10 protein-coding genes are annotated in these 17,114 nt (G+C 66.0%); 3 read left to right on the top strand and 7 right to left on the bottom strand.

What is annotated here, in order from left to right:
* Positions 1–15: 15 nt before the first annotated feature.
* Entirely contained in the window at positions 16–3,591 is a 3,576-nt protein-coding gene (locus H6G99_RS05610) for a hypothetical protein (protein WP_190610433.1), read from the bottom strand.
* A gap of 276 nt (positions 3,592–3,867) precedes the next feature.
* On the opposite strand from H6G99_RS05610, the gene H6G99_RS05605 reads away from it, so the two are divergent.
* Positions 3,868–4,536 carry a Crp/Fnr family transcriptional regulator gene (locus H6G99_RS05605; protein WP_286190994.1) on the top strand — a complete coding sequence of 223 codons (669 nt, stop codon included), beginning with the start codon at positions 3,868–3,870 and terminating at the stop codon, positions 4,534–4,536.
* A gap of 163 nt (positions 4,537–4,699) precedes the next feature.
* Positions 4,700–7,759, top strand: a complete 3,060-nt coding sequence (locus H6G99_RS05600) for an adenylate/guanylate cyclase domain-containing protein (RefSeq protein ID WP_286190993.1) — start codon at positions 4,700–4,702, stop codon at positions 7,757–7,759.
* A 19-nt stretch (positions 7,760–7,778) separates the two neighbouring features.
* Here the strand turns inward: H6G99_RS05600 and H6G99_RS05595 are convergent, their stop codons facing one another.
* The 6 genes from H6G99_RS05595 to argS are packed head-to-tail and all read right to left on the bottom strand — an operon-like array spanning position 7,779 to position 15,757.
* Entirely contained in the window at positions 7,779–9,044 is a 1,266-nt protein-coding gene (locus H6G99_RS05595; protein WP_094585789.1) for a hypothetical protein, read from the bottom strand.
* Positions 9,045–9,079: 35 nt separating this feature from the next.
* Positions 9,080–10,162, bottom strand: a complete 1,083-nt coding sequence (locus H6G99_RS05590; RefSeq protein WP_190610427.1) for a saccharopine dehydrogenase family protein — start codon at positions 10,160–10,162, stop codon at positions 9,080–9,082.
* Positions 10,162–11,184 (bottom strand): polyprenyl synthetase family protein, encoded by a 1,023-nt coding sequence (locus H6G99_RS05585; protein WP_190610426.1) that lies wholly within the window; start codon positions 11,182–11,184, stop codon positions 10,162–10,164. The genes H6G99_RS05590 and H6G99_RS05585 overlap by 1 nt, the downstream gene beginning before the upstream one ends.
* A gap of 33 nt (positions 11,185–11,217) precedes the next feature.
* Positions 11,218–11,676 carry a hypothetical protein gene (locus H6G99_RS05580; protein ID WP_190610424.1) on the bottom strand — a complete coding sequence of 153 codons (459 nt, stop codon included), beginning with the start codon at positions 11,674–11,676 and terminating at the stop codon, positions 11,218–11,220.
* A 41-nt stretch (positions 11,677–11,717) separates the two neighbouring features.
* Positions 11,718–13,907 (bottom strand): NAD(P)-binding protein, encoded by a 2,190-nt coding sequence (locus tag H6G99_RS05575; protein WP_190610422.1) that lies wholly within the window; start codon positions 13,905–13,907, stop codon positions 11,718–11,720.
* Between the two features lie 53 nt (positions 13,908–13,960).
* Positions 13,961–15,757, bottom strand: coding sequence for an arginine--tRNA ligase (gene argS, locus H6G99_RS05570; protein WP_190610421.1), 1,797 nt, complete (start codon positions 15,755–15,757; stop codon positions 13,961–13,963).
* 396 nt (positions 15,758–16,153) lie between these two features.
* Here argS and H6G99_RS05565 point away from each other — a divergent pair, with 396 nt between their 5' ends.
* A complete protein-coding gene (locus H6G99_RS05565) occupies positions 16,154–17,047 on the top strand; it encodes a hypothetical protein (RefSeq protein ID WP_190610420.1) in 894 nt (297 codons plus the stop codon).
* Positions 17,048–17,114: the final 67 nt, after the last annotated feature.

Here is a 17,114-nt window from a genome sequence, read left to right as displayed (position 1 = left end):
CACGCCCGTGAGTCATCAGCGGCGGAGCTGATGGACCAGCCTGGCGCGCACAGGTGGCTCGATCGCCACCGACCCAGCCGCCACCGACCCAGCCCTGGCGTGCCCAGCCGCGCGGGCCTTCGGCGGGGTGGCCGTCAACGGCTTCGGACAGCTCTGGGAGGTCCACCAGTCGAAGCCCAGCCCCGGGAACATGGCCACCCGGCGGGCCATGGCATGGAAGAACACATAGGCGGCCAGCAACCGCCGGAGGGATCCGAAGCGGGATTCCCGGATCGCTTCGATGCCATCGTCGCTGGGGAGGCGGATGCCGTTGCCGCAGCCCCCATGGATCGGGCTGGGGATCACCAGGGCCGCATGAAAGCGCTCGGCGGTGATGCAGGGATCGGAACTCAGGGCGACGATGTCGGGGCCGGCGCCCAGGTGGCGGAGGCCATCGGCCTGCCGTGCCGCCTGGATCACCGCATCGGCGTGGGCACGTTGCCTTTGGCTGCAGCGGCCGTCCGGGACGCCCAGGAACAGCAGCGTGCCGCGCACCAGCCGATGGCCATAGCCATGCAGCAGGGAATCGATCGGATCAGTGCCATGCACATCGAGGGCCGTGAGGCCATAGCTCAGGGCGAAGAGCTTGCTGACGTAGTTGCTGAGCAACTGGTGCACCCCCTCGGCCTCCCCGATCACCAGGGTGCGCCGGCCGGTACGGGCCAGGAGCTGGCGCCCCTGCAGGAACCTCAGGCCCAGGGTCCAGCACCAGGGACCCAGGACGTAGAGGGCCACGTCGGCGGGCAGGCTCAGGGCCAGCAACAGGGCCCCCATCCCTTGCCCTTCGGCAAGGCCGAGCAGTGGCAACAGGGCCAGGGTGACGCCCCGGAACAGCGGCGTCCCCCATCCCAGGCTGCCCAGGACGTAGAGCGCGTGGATCAGCCAGGCGGTCGGGGTCTCCAGGACATGCCAGGCCCATTGCCGTCCCTCCTGCACCAGCTGACGGGAGACGGCGCTGGTGAGGGGCTGCCCCCCTTCATCGGCACCGATGATCTCGCGGACATCGTTGACTAGGAGCTGGTCCTCCATGGTCTCCAGGGCCAGCAGGGCCTCGGGTCGCAGCCGCAGTCCCAGGGGGCGCTGCTCCGGGAAGGCCTGCTGGACCTGGCGGCAGAGGCAGAACAGCAGCTCGGTGAGGGTCTGGTGCATGGCGGCCACCGTGGCGGTGGCCGCTTCGGAGCTGCGGCGTCCCGCGGCCGTGGTGAACAGGCGATGGCGGAAGGCCTGGTCGGGAGACTCGGGGCTGCCGGGGCCGTCGGGGGCGTCGGGGGCCAGCGACGAAGCCCCCGGGAGGCTGGCCGGATCGCCGATGACCAGGAACACATCCTGGATCACGGCCTCGCTCACCAGCCGATCGCAGGCGTCCAGCACCTGCCGGCAGGGGGTGCTCTGGCCGGAATCGCTGAGCACCAGCACGATCGACCGGCGGGACAGATTCAGGGACGATGGGTCGCGGTGCAGCTGCTGGAGCACGCAGCTGGCGGAGAGCGTGCTCACATGCAGCATGGGCATGAGCCGTTCCAGGTCCCGTGCGAAGTGGGCACCCAGCCAGAGGTTGTTCTCGATGCCGGTGACCAGGAGGTCCACATGGCTGGACCGGGCCAGGGCCGGATCCAGCCCCTCCCGGCCGAGCGATGCCTGCTTGTCATGCCGTCGCGTCGCCGTGCCGATCAGCAACCGGGCCAGGGCCTTGGCGCTGGCGCGATTGGCCGAGCGGGGATTGATCCAGTCGTCCTGGATCCTGGACAGCAGGCCGGGGATGGCCGCCAGGTCCGCGGCGACCGGGTCCAGGCGCAGGCGGCCGTGCCTGGATGGGGCCCCCGCTGATCCATGGCCCTCACTGCAGAGTTGGCGGCGGCGACGGATCTCCTCCAGGGTCAGCTCCCGTTCCTGCGACAGGGAGTGGATGGTGAGGTCCGTGGGGGACAGAAGGGCGATCTCGCCGGCGATGGGATCCAGATCGATGCGGTGGCAGCCGGGCCGGCCCGCCAGCACGGTCTCCACCGCGGCCGGTTCGGAGGCGTAGAGGGCCGTGGCGCCGGGTCCATCGAAGCCGATGCTGATCGGCTGCCCCTGGCTGCAGAGCACAAGCCGGTCGGGCCAGGTCGAGGAGATCACGACCAGCCCGAAGCGGCCCCGACCGCAGGCCATGAACTGGCGGGCCGCGGCAAAGGGGTCGTTGTGCAGGAACGCGCCGATGGCCGCACGGATCCAGCGTTGCGTCCGCGCGGAGCTGTAACGCCGCAGCCGGGCATCGGCCTCCAGCCGCTGCTGGATCCGCAGGGTCAGCTCCTCGAGCACCCCGGGTTGATCGAGGCCGGCGTCCGGGCGGGAGGCGATCTGATCCTGGAAGGCGGCTTCGAAGCCCGTGGCCCAGGGCCCGAACGCGTCGGTGGCCGGGGCGGTGGCGGGCTCCGCCAGAAGGCGGAGGGAAGCCAGCCGCACGGAGGCGAACCAGTCGCCCTGGCAGATCAGCAGATCCATCAGTCCGGCCATCGTCGTCGAGGCGCCGGCCGCCGGATGGCCGCAGCGGAGGGCAACCGCCAGCCAGGCCCCCAGTTCGTTGACGTCCGCCTCGGTGCCGAACAGGGTGAAGCCTTCAAAGCTGCCGTCGTGGGCGATGCGGTGCTGCACCGCCTGCCAGTCACTCACCCAGCGTCCCTGCCGCCTGGACCAGAGACGGCGGCGCTGGGGCGGGGACCATTGGTGCCAGTGGGACGCCAGGTTGCCGGGGGCGCCGCTGGAGCCGGAGCCGTAATGCCAGGCCGCGATCAGCCCGGAAGGCAGCGTTCGTCGGCCCGTCCGCAGGGCCCGGTGTCCGGCACGGCGAAGGCCGCGCTCCAGCGATCGGGTGAGGTGGCCGCGCTTGCCGTTGGCCATCCCGTGCCCGACGAAGCCGATCCGGCCCTTCCGATCGCGCACCAGCACCAGACCGGCTCCCGCGGGGGCTCCCCGGGTTTCCATCTCCAGGCCCATGGCCCGGAAGCGCTCGATCGCAGGCGGCGACAACAGCTCCCCCCGTGCCGCCGGATCGTCCGCACTGATGAAGCCGAAATGGCCGCAGTGGAAGCAGGCGGCCCGGCCGCTGCCGATCGCCTGCCAGTCGGTGCGTGAGGCCAGCAGCAGCGCGCCGTTGGCCGCCGCCACGCTGACCAGCAGGGCCCGGACCGGGGCGGAGCCATCGGCGGGCAAGGCCACCAGGACGCCCCAGGCCAGGGCGAGGGCCAGCAGGTTGAACAGCAGTCCGCCGCTGGCCTTCAGTCGCACCCGCCAGGGCGTCGGGTCACCGACGGCCACCCAGGGCAGCGATCGCACCCCGCCGTCGGCCGGACCGATCGGCCCCAGGGGCGCCAGGCTCCGGAGGGTCTCGCCAGGGGAGCGATGCTCCAGGAGGTTGACCACGGCCAGGGCGGCGCCATCGCTGTCAACCATGGCCCGCAGCAGCCCATGGCCGGCCCCATGGAGGAGTTCGGCCGAGCACCAGCTCAGCCGGATCAGGGAGGGCAGCAGAAGCCACCACGCGGTGGCCTGGCCCGACGAGCCGGCGACCACCAGGGCGAGCAGTTCCGGCCAGCAGCAACCGACCCACCCAGGCGTCCCAGCGGGCACGGGCCACCGGCGCCGCGCATGGAGGACGGGGGAGGACATGACAGGCGAGCCCACGCAATGGCGCCACTGTCCGGGGATCGCTCCCGGCGTGTGTTGATCCCCATCGCCTCCAGGCGGGAGATCGGTGCCACCCAGCTGTCACCTGGATGACAACCCAGGCAAACCATGGGATGGTGGCGTCGCCGTCGGAGGGTGATGGGGGGCTTCGAGGCCAGTGAGTTGAGGTCCTTCCCGCTGTTCGCGGGCCTTGAGATCAAGCAGCTGGAGAGCCTTCTCGGCGAGCACAGGACCCTGCAGGTGCCGGCGCAGCATCAGCTGGTCTTCGAGGGCGACTGGAACGATGGCTTGTTCCTGATCCGCTCGGGGGTGGTGAAGGTCCGGCGCTTCACCCTGCAGGGGGAGGAGGTGGTGATCGCGCTGATGGGGGCCGGAGAAATGTTCGGTGAGCTGGCGATGCTGCTCGGGAACAGTCGACGTTCCGCCGATGTGGTGGCGCTCACCCCGCTCGAGGTGGTGAAACTGCGCTGGAAAACGGTTCAGGACGAACTGGATCGCTCAACGGACTTCGCCCTTGAGATGGCCCGCCTGCAGGGAAGACGACTGCTCAGCCTGGGACGACGCTTCAGCCTGCGGGGCGAGGATGCCTCCACCCGTGTCCTGGCCACCCTGCTGGAGCTGGCCTTCTGCAGCGGCTATGGAAACGATCCGCTCGCCCCGATTCCCGACCTGAAGCAGACGGAGATCGCCACCATCGCCGGCCTGGCCCGGGGCACCACCTCCCGGATCCTCACCCAGTTCCGCTCCCGGGGAACCATCGTCCAGACGGCCGAGGGGCTGCGACTGGCGAATCTCGAACCGCTGCGGCGGAGGGGGCTGCTGGAACCTTGACGAACCCGTGGTGACGCCCGATTCCGGGTGGCCGGAAATGACAGAACGCCCACGGAAAAAGTTCACAAAGGCTAAGATCGCCGCCAGCAATCGGCACGTTTCAGCGTTGGCCGCAGGCCCGGGCCAAGCGACGAATCTTCAATGAATCGGCGATGAACCAGCGATGGGCACAAGCGTGAAACCTGTCAAGCGTCCACCGGAACGGCGTCAGGTCACCGTGCTGTTCTGTGACCTGGTCAACTCCACAACCTTGGCGGAGCAACTCGACCCCGAGGAGCTGATGGAGTTGGTCGAGTCTTACTATGCCATTTGTGATGACATTGTGTCCTCACACAGTGGCTACATGGCCCAGTATCTGGGTGATGGCATTCTGGCGTACTTCGGCTATCCCGATGCCTCGGAAGAAGCGGCCCCCAATGCCGTCAGGGCCGGTCTGCGGCTGCGGGAAGCGATCCGGCGCCTCCCGTCGCCCACCTGCGACCCCCTGCGCTGCCGCATCGGCATCGCCACGGGATCCGTGGTGGCCACCAGCATCCGCGATATCGAAACGCCCCACAAGGCCGGGCTGATGATGGGGAAAACCCCGAATCTGGCCGCCAGGCTGCAATCGGAAGCCGGGCCCAACCAGATCCTGGTGTCGGAGAGCACGCATCGGATCACACGGGAGTTGTTCCATCACCAGAGCCTGGGCTCAAAGGAACTGAAGGGCTTCAATCAAGCCATGCAGGTCTATGCGGTGCTGGAGGAAACCGACGTCTCCTGCCGTTCCCAGGCCCGCTGGAAAACGAGCGATCTGCCGCTGATCGGCCGCCAGCAGGAGATGGAGCTGCTGCGGAAGACATGGCAGACCGCCTCTGCAGGGCAGGGCCAGCTGGTGCTGCTCCAGGGGGAAGCCGGCATCGGCAAGTCCCACCTCGTCGGTGAACTGAAGCGATCCCTGCTGGATCAGGGCCATCGTCAGATGAGCTGGTACTGCGGCCCGAACACCAGGGAAAGCACCCTGCATCCCATCGCCGAGCAGATCAACAAGGCCGCCGGCTTCGAGAAGGGCGAACCCGATGAGAGCCGCCACGAGAAGCTGGCCCGGATGATGGAGCGCTATGGCGCCACGGAAGCCAGCGGCCTGGAGGTTCTGGCCGATCTCATCGGCCTGCGCGGTGGGGACCGATCAGCGCTGGACGGACTGACCCCCGAGAAGAAACGCCAGATTCGACTGGACACCCTGCTGGCGATGATCCAGGCCTGGAGCGATGGTCAGCCGAGCCTGATCGTCGTGGAAGATCTCCACTGGATCGATCCCACAACCCTGGAGCTGCTCGATCGTCTGATCACCGCAGCCCATCGGCAGCCCTTGATGGTTCTGGCCACGGCGAGGCCCGAATTCAAGCCGCCCTGGCCATCGGGCGACAGCGGCGTCCATCTCAACCTCAAGCGACTGGACCGCGCCGCCTCCGAACTGATCTGCTCCTGCCTGAACGCCGATGAAGCCCTCTCTCCCCAGCTGACCAGGCGCATCGTCGAACGCTGCGATGGGATTCCCCTGTTCGTGGAGGAAACGACGAAATCGATGCTCGAGCAGCTGCGTGCCAACGGCTCCAGCGGCGGTGATGGCACCGACCCCATCCCGGAAACGCTGCAGGACTCCCTGGCCGCCCGCCTCGATCGACTCGGGCCGGCCCGAAGGCTGGCCAGTATCGCGGCGGTCATCGGCAGAAGCTTCACCTACGAACTTCTGGAGGCCGTCTCCAGCGAACCGGAGGCGGTGTTGCGCGAGCAGATGGATGATCTGCTGATTTCCGGGCTGCTGCAGTTCTCTGATCAGACCGCCGGTGAGGCCTATGAATTCAAACATGCGCTGATTCGTGATACGGCCTACGAAACGATGCTGAAGCGGGAGCGACAGACCCTTCACGAACAGATCGCCACGACACTCTCGGCTCAGTTTCATGAGCTCATCGACGCGGAACCCCAGCTGCTGGCCCATCACTTCACCCGCGCCGGTTCCTTCGAGCAGGCCATCCCCCACTGGATCAGTGCGGGGCGTCGATCCGCTGAAATGGCCTCCCATGAAGAAGCCGTGCAGCATTTCCAGACGGCCCTGGATCTGCTGCGCCACGACGCCTGCCGACCGGAGGGTCTGCCCGCCTCCCTGGAGCTGATGCTGCTGCTGGGCCTGGCCATGAGCCTGGCGGGATCCCGCAGCTACTCGGCGCCCGAAGTGGGCCAGATTCTGGAGGAGTCCCGATCGTTGGCAGAGCGACTGGAGGACAGCCAGTCGTCGTTTGCGATCCTGCGGGGAATCTGCAATTTCCACATCGTCTCCTGCGATCTGGACAACGCCGAGCGCTCGGCAGGCCAGTGCATCCAGCTATGGAACCAGGGCAGGGATCCCATCCATGGCATCGAAGCCCATTTCTCCATCGGCTACGTCCATTACGTCAAGGGATCGATGGCCCTGGCGCGCCAGCATCTGAGCGAAAGCATTGACCTTTACCATCTGCACGAGGGCTGGGATCTCAGTTTTCCCTCCACCCATGATCCGATGACCGGCTCACTCACGGCCCTCGCCATGGTGGAGCAGGCCTGCGGCGATCCGGATCAGGTGGCCGCCACCCTCGAACAGGCGCGGCGGCATGCGGAACGCCTGGGAAGGAACTACGAAACGGTCTACACGCTGAGCCATGAACTGTTGATTCTGGTGCTGCAGGGCCGCTACTTGGAGGCCATCGCCGTCAGCGATTCCATCCTGAGGATCTCCGATGCCTATGGCTACCTGACCTGGCGCGCCATTGCCAAGGTGTACAAAGGGGTCGCCCTGGCGCAGGCAGGCCAGGCCGAGCCCGGGGGCGAGGCCCTGGCGATCGCGATGGAAGGCATGCGAGAACAGCAGCGCCTGGGTGTGATGACACTGGAGGGTTATCGACTGGCGGAAATTGCGACGCTCCACTCCCTGGCTGGCTCGGTGCCCGAGGCCTTCGCGACCATTCAGGCAGCGGAGGAAGCGGTCAGACGCTCGGGTGAGGCCTACTTCATGCCCCTGGTCCATGTCCGCAAAGCGGACGTGATCGCCAGAGCCATGGGCCATGACGAACCCACCGTGATGGAGGCCCTGGATCAGGCCCTGGCCATGGCCAGGGCCCAGGGGGCCACAAGCTTCGAGACCATGATCAACGAGAAGAAACAGCTCTACGCCCGGGAACGGATCGGCGGATCCGCGCAGTAACGCGCCTGCAGGTTGCCACTCAGCGCTTCAGGCCAAGGGCCTGTCGCGCCAGAGAAACGGACAAGCCGGCCCACTGGATCGAGGCATCCGCCATGTCGGCCGTCAGGGACAGGCAGGCCATGGGGATGGTGGTGAGATCACGGAGCAGGGTGCTGCCAGCCGTAGGCGCAGCACCATTCGCCTCCGCCAGAACGGAGGAGCTCACCATACGCAGATCGGTACTGAGGGAATAGCTGGAGCCCAGACCTTCCAGTTCGATGAAATCACCATCGCGCTTGTATTCCCCCAGACCGAGCTGGTTAGCCAGGGGCAGGCCCGCATAGTTGAAGATCTGGATTCGGAAGTGGCCGAGTTCCCAGAATCGGAGTTGGCGAACGTTCTCCGACTGCCAGACCGTCTCCAGCAGGGCCTGATGGTCTGAATAGGCGGGATCAACACTGCTCCTCGTCTGCTTGAGGCTGTTGATGGCCAGCTTCGGAGTCAGAAAGGTGAATCCATGGATCAACTCTTCGATTCGGCTCAGGAAAGCTCCCGCGCTGGCCGCGTCAGGGGCGGGCCATGGCAGTCCGAAGCCAGCCCGTGCCTCGGCTGCGGCGCGGTCGAGGACCGGTGAGTCCTGCAGGTCAGACGCCATCTCGCCGAGCAGGCCCTCAGGCTGGAACTTGGGGTCCGCCTGGATGCGGATGATGGGCAGCATGTGCTCATGGCTGTCACGGCCGTAGCGCAGGTAGGTGGGGACACTGATCCCCATCGAGTCCGTATCGTCACCGAACAGCTCTCCGGAGAGGGAGTCGCGGGACGGGGGGTGAGGTGAACCAGACGGGCGGGAGTCCAGACAATCGAATCGGCCCACAAGCTTGGACAGCCCGATCACTTCTCGACCCGTGATCGCCGAACGGATGTTGTCTACACAGATGAAGGGGTAGACCCAGCAGATCTTGTCTGGGAATCCGTTGTTGAAGCGCAGAACGGGGAAGGAGAAAAAGACTTCGTGCTGGCGGGTGGAGCGCTCAGGGTGGAAGCTGCCAGACCGCATGTCTGGATAGAAAAGGACCCCAAGGACAACGAAAGGCTGTCCAAAGCCGGCACCCACCAGCGGCAGGGAGGACAGCGGCCAGTAGGTGAATGAGTTGGATGCCGGGTTCAGATAGCGTGCGCAGAAGCTCTCCAGGGCGCCGGCCTCGGCCTTGAGCTTGAAGTAGTGCGACTGAATGCCCGTGAACAGGTAAGGGGGTGCCTCCTGCTGGCCATCCAGTGGATTATCGAGATAGGGAAGATCGTTCACGAATGCAGGTGCGGCTGGTCCCGATACGCGTCGGCTCACCCTACTGGCAGAACACAACCCACGTCCTCCAGCAGCGAACCTCCGTAGAGGTGCGCGGGCGACTGAAAACCCGGAGCCACATGGCCCTTGAGGACACGCCCGACGATCGCCGTTGCCGTCGCACCGGTGACGGTATAGCCATCCGGCGTCTGGATGCGGAGGGAGCGGCAGCGTCGCCAGCGATCCTCCGCTTCCACCACAAGGGTGAAGCCGGAGCGCTGCCGTTGCGTTGCGGAAGGGGCCTCGGGCCAACCTTGACTGAGAAGATCCAGCAGCCGCTGGCCGAGGGCCGACTGGTGCAGCGGGGCCATGCTGGAGCCGGCCCGGTAGGCGAACTGAACGGGCCAATCGGCCTGGGCATACACCTCCAGGGTGGCGATGCCATCGGTGACCTGGCTGATGAAGACATCCGGCCAGGTGACGGCGACCGCCTTCCGCAAGCCGGCGCCGAAGTCGAAGCAGCGCGACAGCGACCCCGCAGGCAAGCCGGTGGGAGTCCCGTTCCTGCGCACCATCACGGTGGAGCTGGTGAGTCCCATCAGGCTGCGGAACGTGCCCCGTGACATCACATCAGGGGCGGAAAGGGCCAGACGCAGAGCCACCGCCTCAGGAAACCGGGCCCGGGCCATTGCCAGGAGACAATCCGACGCCACGATCGAAAAGCCGATCCCCGGCATCAACATCACGCCGTTGGCAGCGGCGCGCTCACCCTGATCCATCGCCAGCTGAAACACGGGCCATTCCCCGGTCAGATCGAGATAGTGGGTGCCGGTGCGAATACAGGCGGCGATCACCGGCAGCGCCGTGCGCGTAAACGGACCAGCCGCATGCAGCACCACCTGAATCGTGTCGAGGGACGCCTCGATCTGCGCAGGATCATCGAGGCAAAACGCACGGAAATCCAGCTTCCATCGGCGAGCCAACTCCGCCAGCCTGGCTTCATTCCGGCCCGCCAGCACCACATCGATCCCCTGCTCCAGAAGGCACCGGGTCAGCAGCCGGCCGCTGAACCCGGTGGCGCCGTAGAGCAGCACGCGACCGCCAGGATGGACGACACCGCTGCCAGGAAAAGCCGGCATCAGGTTGCCCGGTTGAACACCCAAGGAACCAGGTCCTCGATGAAATCCTTATCCTCCGACTCCGGCAGGTGGCCATAGGCCCTGGTGAATTCGTGGCGCGCGGCACCCGCCAGGGACTCCGCCACCATGCGCGCATAGTCAAGGGAACCCTTGCTGACCATGAGATCCGCAAGCCAGGCCACGGCTTCAGCGGTGCGCTCCTCGCGCCGCAGATTCATGAAGTGGTCGAGCTGCTGGCGTTCACTCGCATTGCATTGGTCACGGGCATGAATCAACAGCAGGGTGTGCTTCGCTTCGAACAGATCCCCCTGTGGCTCTTTGCCGTAGGAAGCTTCGGGAGAGAAGTTCAGCAGATCATCCTGGATCTGGAAGGTGGCACCGAGAAAGAAACCGAACCGGACAACGGCATCTGGATCCACCTGGCCATGGGTTCCGAGCAGCATCCCCACCTGGGCCGGCCAGATGGTGGCCATCCACGCCGTCTTCTTCAGCACCATGGTGAGATAGTCAGCCGTGGTGATGTCATGGCGATGGTCCTGCCTCCAGCCGATATCCAGCGCCTGCCCTTCCGCCGTTTCCCTGGCCATCCGTCGCGTCACGTCAAGAATCCTGCGGGCAAATGTGCCGCCGCGACTGCCGACATGGTCGAGCAGGGGGCCGAAGGCCATCAGCAACATGGCATCGCCGGCGTTGATCGCCAAGGGCACACCATGCAGGGCATGCAAGGTGGGAAGGCCTCGACGCTCCACACTTTCATCCTGGATGTCGTCATGAATGAGGAGGGCATTGTGGAGAATCTCCACCGCGCCGGCGAAGGGAATGGCATCTTCCAGCCGTCCCCCGAAGGCCCGCGCATTGGCCATGCAGATGCACGGCCGCATCATCTTGCCGCCACGGCTCGGATAATCGGCCAGGAGGTCATGGAGATAGGGAGCCCGGGGCTGGCTCGTGAGATAGCGATCCACATACGCGCGAATCAGCTTTCCATAGGCCTCAAGCAGTGGCTGGATCGTTCTGGTCATGGACCCCACGCACCACAAGCACCATGGCCTGCATTAACGGGACTCGCCGGCATCGTCGACTCCATTATTCGCAGCAGAATCCCGCCGCTCCTGCGGGCGTTCACGCTCCCCGCGACGCTGATCAACCTCCTGCAAGAGGATATCCATGGCATCAAAATAGGTATTGGCCATGTCCCGTCCCAACTGGATCATGCGACTGGTCAGGGCGCCCAGGTCGCGGGAGGCATCGGCAGCGCCACGGGGTGTCTGCTGGCTGTAGCGCTCGGCGGCGTCATGACCCTGGCGAAAGTTCTCGCCAATGACCTGATAGGCCGTTCGTATGGTGTCTTCCACCGTTTCGGTGATACGCCGGGCACCCACCTGCGGCCCGCTGTCTGACCAGCCACTGCGCAAAGGGCTCTCACGCTCAAGCGGGGGACGTTGCCAACGTCCATCCGGAGTGTCCTCCTGCTCCATTTCCGGCTGGTGATCTGGCAACGGGGTATCTGACATCGATGGTGTAGCGCTCTGATGGGGAGTTTATGCTGAACCGTTCAAGGATGGTCATATCCGTGGATCTCGGCCAGCGGGGGTGAAGCCGCAATGGCATGGGCGGCCAGCCGCCCGGAGATCACGGCGGCTTCGGTACATCCCTCGTTGAACCCACAGTCGGTCCAGTCTCCAGCGATGGTCAGGTTGTCGTAGGTGGGATCCAGCGGTGAAATCCGATGCTTCAGACTGCCTGGCAGCGCCAGAACATAGCGGTCGGACGGGTTGACGTTCGCCCGCCAGTACTGGCTCAGAAATCTCCGCTCACCGAGGATCTCTGCGCCCAGGGGCTCTGCGTCAGCCTCCGCCGGACCAGGATCGGCCAGCAGCTCCCAGCGGAAGTTTCCACCCGCGTCATAGGCCAGGGGCCACAGGGCTGAGCCGGCGTTGCGCAGAAAGGCCACGGCATTCTCCCTGACCTCCTCCGTTCGAAGGAGCGGATAGTGGCTGTCGGCATCAGGCGGCGGCACAGGTGGATCCCTGAGTACGCCGCAGAAGTAAATGGCGGTGGCGGGAGAGCGCGCCCACGCCTCCTCAGGAATGACATGGGCCATGTCACACCAGGTGTCGAAGGGCTTATCGAAGGCCGAGACGATGTAGGGAGGACCCTGCCAGCCCAGCTGGGACAGATCCTCCTGCAGCCAGATCTGAAAAGCCTGCGTCGCCGTGGTCTTCACCTTCTCCACCATGGTGGCCCAGCGCTGATCCCTGGCCAGGATCTGGGGGCAGACATGGGGGACCGCACCGATGCTCACACCCAGAACCACGGCATCGAAGTCACGCTTCACTTCGAGGCGGCGCCTGAAGGTGAACGAGCGATCCCAGTGCGACTCGAAATCCCGCTGTTCGATACGGAGGCGGTCACCGTCGACCAGCTGCTCGAAATCGGGTTGCGATGGCCAACACGGACGATCGCCCACGTTGATCAAGGGGTCGTAGTCGCGGTTGCCGTGAATCTCGGCCTGAACCTCAAACTCGAGGGCTTCCACATGGCTGCGATCGCCGGGCTGGATGGGTGGCCCCGCAGGGATCTGAACATCGGTGAGCTTGTGGAAGAACTTGAAACGCACCCCCCGGCGACGCAGCAAGGCATACAGGGGCGCAAACACCACATCGCCCATGCCCGCCCGCAGGCGCCAGAACAGGGAGCCTCGATAGCCGAAGAACATGCGCAGGGAGCCCCGGATCGCCTGTCCGGCCGCGAGGGCCGGCTTGCTGGAATCGCCGTCCTCGTAGGCCAGGGCCAGGTCATAAAGACCGACCACGAAAGGGGAGCGAACGGCCCGCTCCGAAGCCCCATTCAGGCGCAGCCATTCCCTGCATTCGTAGTGGTCGATCGCATCCAGTCCCCTGGGGTCACGGAGCAGATTGAACCGAAAACTGCCCACGATGATCGCCAGCACGAGGTCGACGATCTCCCAGATGTAGCGCTTGGGATGATCCGAGAGCCATCGCTCTTCCAGCCAGGATCGGATGGAGGTGTTCAGCTCCTCAACGAAGCGGATCAGGGGGGCTTCCACCGGGAGCGGCAGGATCCGCAGGGCACTGCTCAACAGAGCGAGCCCCTCCACGATCAGAGCCGCTCCGGTGAACGTGCCCCCCGCCAGCCAGCCGGCCATGGCGTCCAGAAGGTCCCCGGGCTGGCCCCCATCGCGGGGCTCCGTCGACGTGCTCACCTCCACATCCAGGATCAGGGTGCGCAGCATGGCAATGGCCTGCTGCAGATAGCCCGCCATGGAATAGACGGCGCCGGGCTCCAGCGGGTCCCCCGGGAGGCCCGGCCTGGGTGGAAACTGCGCCGTCCACTTCTGCCAGTCAGCCGATCCTGCCCGTGAGAACAGGCCCACATCCATTTCCGGCAGAAAGGCCTCCTGCCAGGGGCCGAACGGTGACCCCTCCGGCGGCGCCTCCAGAGCGGAATAGCACTCCCGCATCATCCGGAAGGAATTCTCATAGAAGCCCAGCCACACATGCAGTCCGTGCTCCTCCACCCGAGCGGACGGACCACGACCCGACGCCCCCTTGCCCCCCAGCCTCCATCCCTGCTGGTAAACAGTGACGGCGTAGCGGCCGTTGTGCTCAGGTCTGGAGAGTTCGTAGGCCGCGGTCATGGCGCCACAGCCACCGCCGATGATCACGACTCTGACCGGCTCTCCTCTGACGGGCTCTGCTCTGACCGGCTCTCCCACGACCATCCGGATCCATCAGCCGCCGTGCCGGCAAACGCTACCGGACCTTTCCCGTGGCCTCACATCCGCTCCAGGGTGGGAATGCCCAGCAGGCCCAGGCCCTGTTTGAGGGTGTCGGCGCTGAGGCGGCAGAGCGCCAGCCGTGATCCGCGGGCCGGTTCCTCGGCCCTGAGCACCGGCACCTGGTCGTAGAAGCGGTTGAACAGCTGGCAGAGCTCAAACAGGTAGCTGCACAGCCGGTTGGGCAGCAGCTCCTCCTCCACCTCCTGGATGACGGCATCGAACTGGAGCAGCTGGCGCACCAGCGCCCACTCCTGGGGCTCACTGAAGCCCAGCACCGACGGCACCGCGTCATCGCCGCCGCCCTTGCGGGCGATCCCGGCGATCCGCACCACCGCATAGAGCAGATAGGGGGCGGTGTTGCCGCTGAGGGCCAGCATGCGATCGAAGCTGAACTGGTAGTTGGTGATCCGGTTGGTGCTCAGGTCGGCGTACTTCACCGCCGCCAGGCCCACCGTTGTGGCGACCTCGCTGATGAAGGCCTCCTCCTCCTGGCGCTCCTCCTCCGCCAGGCGGCGGCGCAGGTCGGCTTCGCAGCGCTCCACCGCCTCATCCAGCAACTCCTTCAGCCGCACCGTGTCGCCGGCACGGGTCTTGAGCTTCTTGCCGTCCTCCCCCTGCACCAGCCCGAAGGGCACGTGCTCCAGCCGCCCGCCCTCGGGGATCCAGCCGGCGCGGCGGGCCACCTGGAACACCCCGGCGAAATGGCTGGCCTGGCCGGCGTCGGTGACGTAGATCACCCGGCGGGCGCCGTCGCCGTCGGGAGCTGCGCCGAAGCGGTAGCGGATGGCCGCCAGGTCGGTGGTGGCGTAGTTGAAGCCGCCGTCGCTCTTGCGCACGATCACCGGCGGCGCCTGGCTCGCCGTGCCGTCCTCCGCCTCGAGGAACACGCACTGGGCGCCGCCATCACTGACCAGCAGGCCGGCGGCGGCCAGGTCGGCCACCACCGCCTCCAGGTAGGGGTTGTAGAAGGATTCGCCGCGCTCGTCGAGGCGGATGTCGAGGCGGTCGTAGAGGCGCTGGAACTCCCGGCGCGACTGGTCGCACAGCAGCTGCCAGGCCCGGCGGGACACCGGATCGCCGCTCTGCAGCTTCACCACCTCCTCGCGGGAGGTGGTCTGGAAGGCTTCATCGCTGTCGAAGCGGGCCTTGGCCTGGCGGTAGAAGGCCACCAGGTCGCCCAGATCGACGGCGTCGGCGGTGTCGAGCGCCTCGGGCGCCACCTGCTTGAGGTGGGTGATGAGCATGCCGAACTGGGTGCCCCAGTCGCCCACGTGGTTGAGCCGCAGCACCGGATAGCCGCGGAACTCCAGCACCCGGGCCAGGGCGTCGCCGATGATCGTGGAGCGCAGGTGCCCCACGTGCATCTCCTTGGCGATGTTGGGGCTGGAGAAATCCACCACCACTGGCGCGCCGCCGGGGGCCACGGGCTCCACCCCCAGGCGGGGATCGGCCAGCCGGCGCCCCACCTCGGCGGCCAGCACCTCGGGCCTCAGGGTGAGGTTGATGAAGCCCGGCCCGGCGATCTCCGGCGGCAGGCAGAGGGCCCCAAAGTCCGGGTCGGCCGCCAGCCGCTCCACGATCGCCGTCGCGATCGCCCGGGGCGCCAGACGCAGGGGACGGGCCAGGGCCAGGGCACCATTGGCCTGGAAATCACCGAACTCCGGCTTGCTGGCGGGCCCGAGCTGGGGATCCAGCGGCGCGCCGGCGACACGGGCGGCGGCAGACGCCTCGGGGAACGCGCTCTCCAGGGCCCCCAGCAGCTGGCTGTTCAGGGCGTGGGCGATGCGCAGCATGGAGCGAAGCCGGTCAAACGGCAGGCGGGGGCACGATCATCCTCCCCGGCGGGGCGTAGGGACCGGCGGGGCCGGTGGGGCCGGCGAAGGTGGCCGTCACAGACACCGCCGACCATCCGCATCTCCTCTGCAGCAGAAAGGGGGATTCAACATCTGCCAGCGTCGGCTCCGATCCGCACCATCCCACAGTGATCTACGCAGCCATGGACACTCCATGGCCAGGGAGAACCCAATGATTGCAAGGGTGTTCATGCCTTCCTCCCCTGACGACCTGAGGGCCGGGAAGCCGTGGCACGGGGCCGGAACCACCCCGGAGCTTAAGGATTGACTAAAGCGCCTTGATGCAGGGTGACAAAACCTGTGGTATGGTGAACGGACTTTCATGCTGTCGCAATGTTGGCCTCGGCCCGCCGCAACCAGCTTCTGTCGGTCGGCTGCCTGGCTGGTCTCCTCGTTGGGGGGGCCGCTCCCGCGATGGCGTTCACGTCGTTTGACGTCGATTTCAGCGCGGCCAATAAGAAAACAAGTGCAGAAGCCACCGGTGTTTCCGGCAAGATGACGTTCAGCTTCATCAAGCTGGACCCAACCAACGCTGCAGATAATCGCTACACGCTGGATCTGAACATCCAGAACACATCTCCAGTTTCTGGCAATCCCTCAGGAACACTGACAGCCTTTGCCTTCAACGTTCCGGGCACTACATCATCCCCTGATTTCAAACTGCTGACCTACAACCCTTTGGCTTCCAATTTCGGAGATGTCTGGGGCGCATCAACAAGTGGTGCAGAGCGTAACGTCAGCAATAATCAGATCCTCAACTTCCCTACGGCAACGCCAAGCCGGGCTGCCTACGCACCCTTCGGGAGCTTCACCTTCTGCGCCCGGGACACCGGCAACAGCTGCCACGGCGGCTCCCAGAACGGCACGGGTCTGACGGATGGTCAGTCGGCCCTTGTCCGGTTCACCCTGGCCTCCAATAAATCGTCCATCAACAGCGCCACTCTCGTCGCCCAGTCGTTCTTCGACCTCTTCAATTCCCGAACCTTCACCAATGACGGAGATTTCAAGAACGCCCAGGTGGCCCTCCGCTTCCAGAACGTGACCACCACCAGTGGTGCCAGGGGCAAGAGCGACAAGGTGGCTGGTGTTCCCAGGAAGCCGCCCAGGAGCCCTGGCGATCCAGTCCCCGGCCCCCTTCCCGTGCTCGGTGCTGCCACAGCCTTCGCCTTCAGCCGCCGGCTGCGCCGCAGGATCACGACGGCTGAACTCCGCAACCAGCCTGCGGCCTGAGCCGCTCTGAAGTTTCCGGTCTTCGGGCCCTAACCTGTCCCGCAAAGCCTCTGGCATCGATGGGAGA

The sequence above is a fragment of the Synechococcus sp. FACHB-909 genome (genome assembly GCF_014698945.1).
Taxonomy (GTDB): Bacteria; Cyanobacteriota; Cyanobacteriia; order PCC-6307; family Cyanobiaceae; genus Cyanobium.
This window is presented reverse-complemented; position numbering and strand designations above follow the sequence as displayed.

What these genes read in the sequence shown, in the direction of transcription:
- H6G99_RS05600 (WP_286190993.1), top strand. Translation starts at nt 4,700, where the DNA reads ATGGGCACAAGCGTGAAACCTGTCAAGCGTCCACCGGAACGGCGTCAG.
- H6G99_RS05590 (WP_190610427.1), bottom strand. Translation starts at nt 10,162, where the DNA reads ATGCCGGCTTTTCCTGGCAGCGGTGTCGTCCATCCTGGCGGTCGCGTG.
- H6G99_RS05585 (WP_190610426.1), bottom strand. Translation starts at nt 11,184, where the DNA reads ATGACCAGAACGATCCAGCCACTGCTTGAGGCCTATGGAAAGCTGATT.
- H6G99_RS05580 (WP_190610424.1), bottom strand. Translation starts at nt 11,676, where the DNA reads ATGTCAGATACCCCGTTGCCAGATCACCAGCCGGAAATGGAGCAGGAG.
- H6G99_RS05575 (WP_190610422.1), bottom strand. Translation starts at nt 13,907, where the DNA reads ATGGTCGTGGGAGAGCCGGTCAGAGCAGAGCCCGTCAGAGGAGAGCCG.
- argS (WP_190610421.1), bottom strand. Translation starts at nt 15,757, where the DNA reads ATGCTGCGCATCGCCCACGCCCTGAACAGCCAGCTGCTGGGGGCCCTG.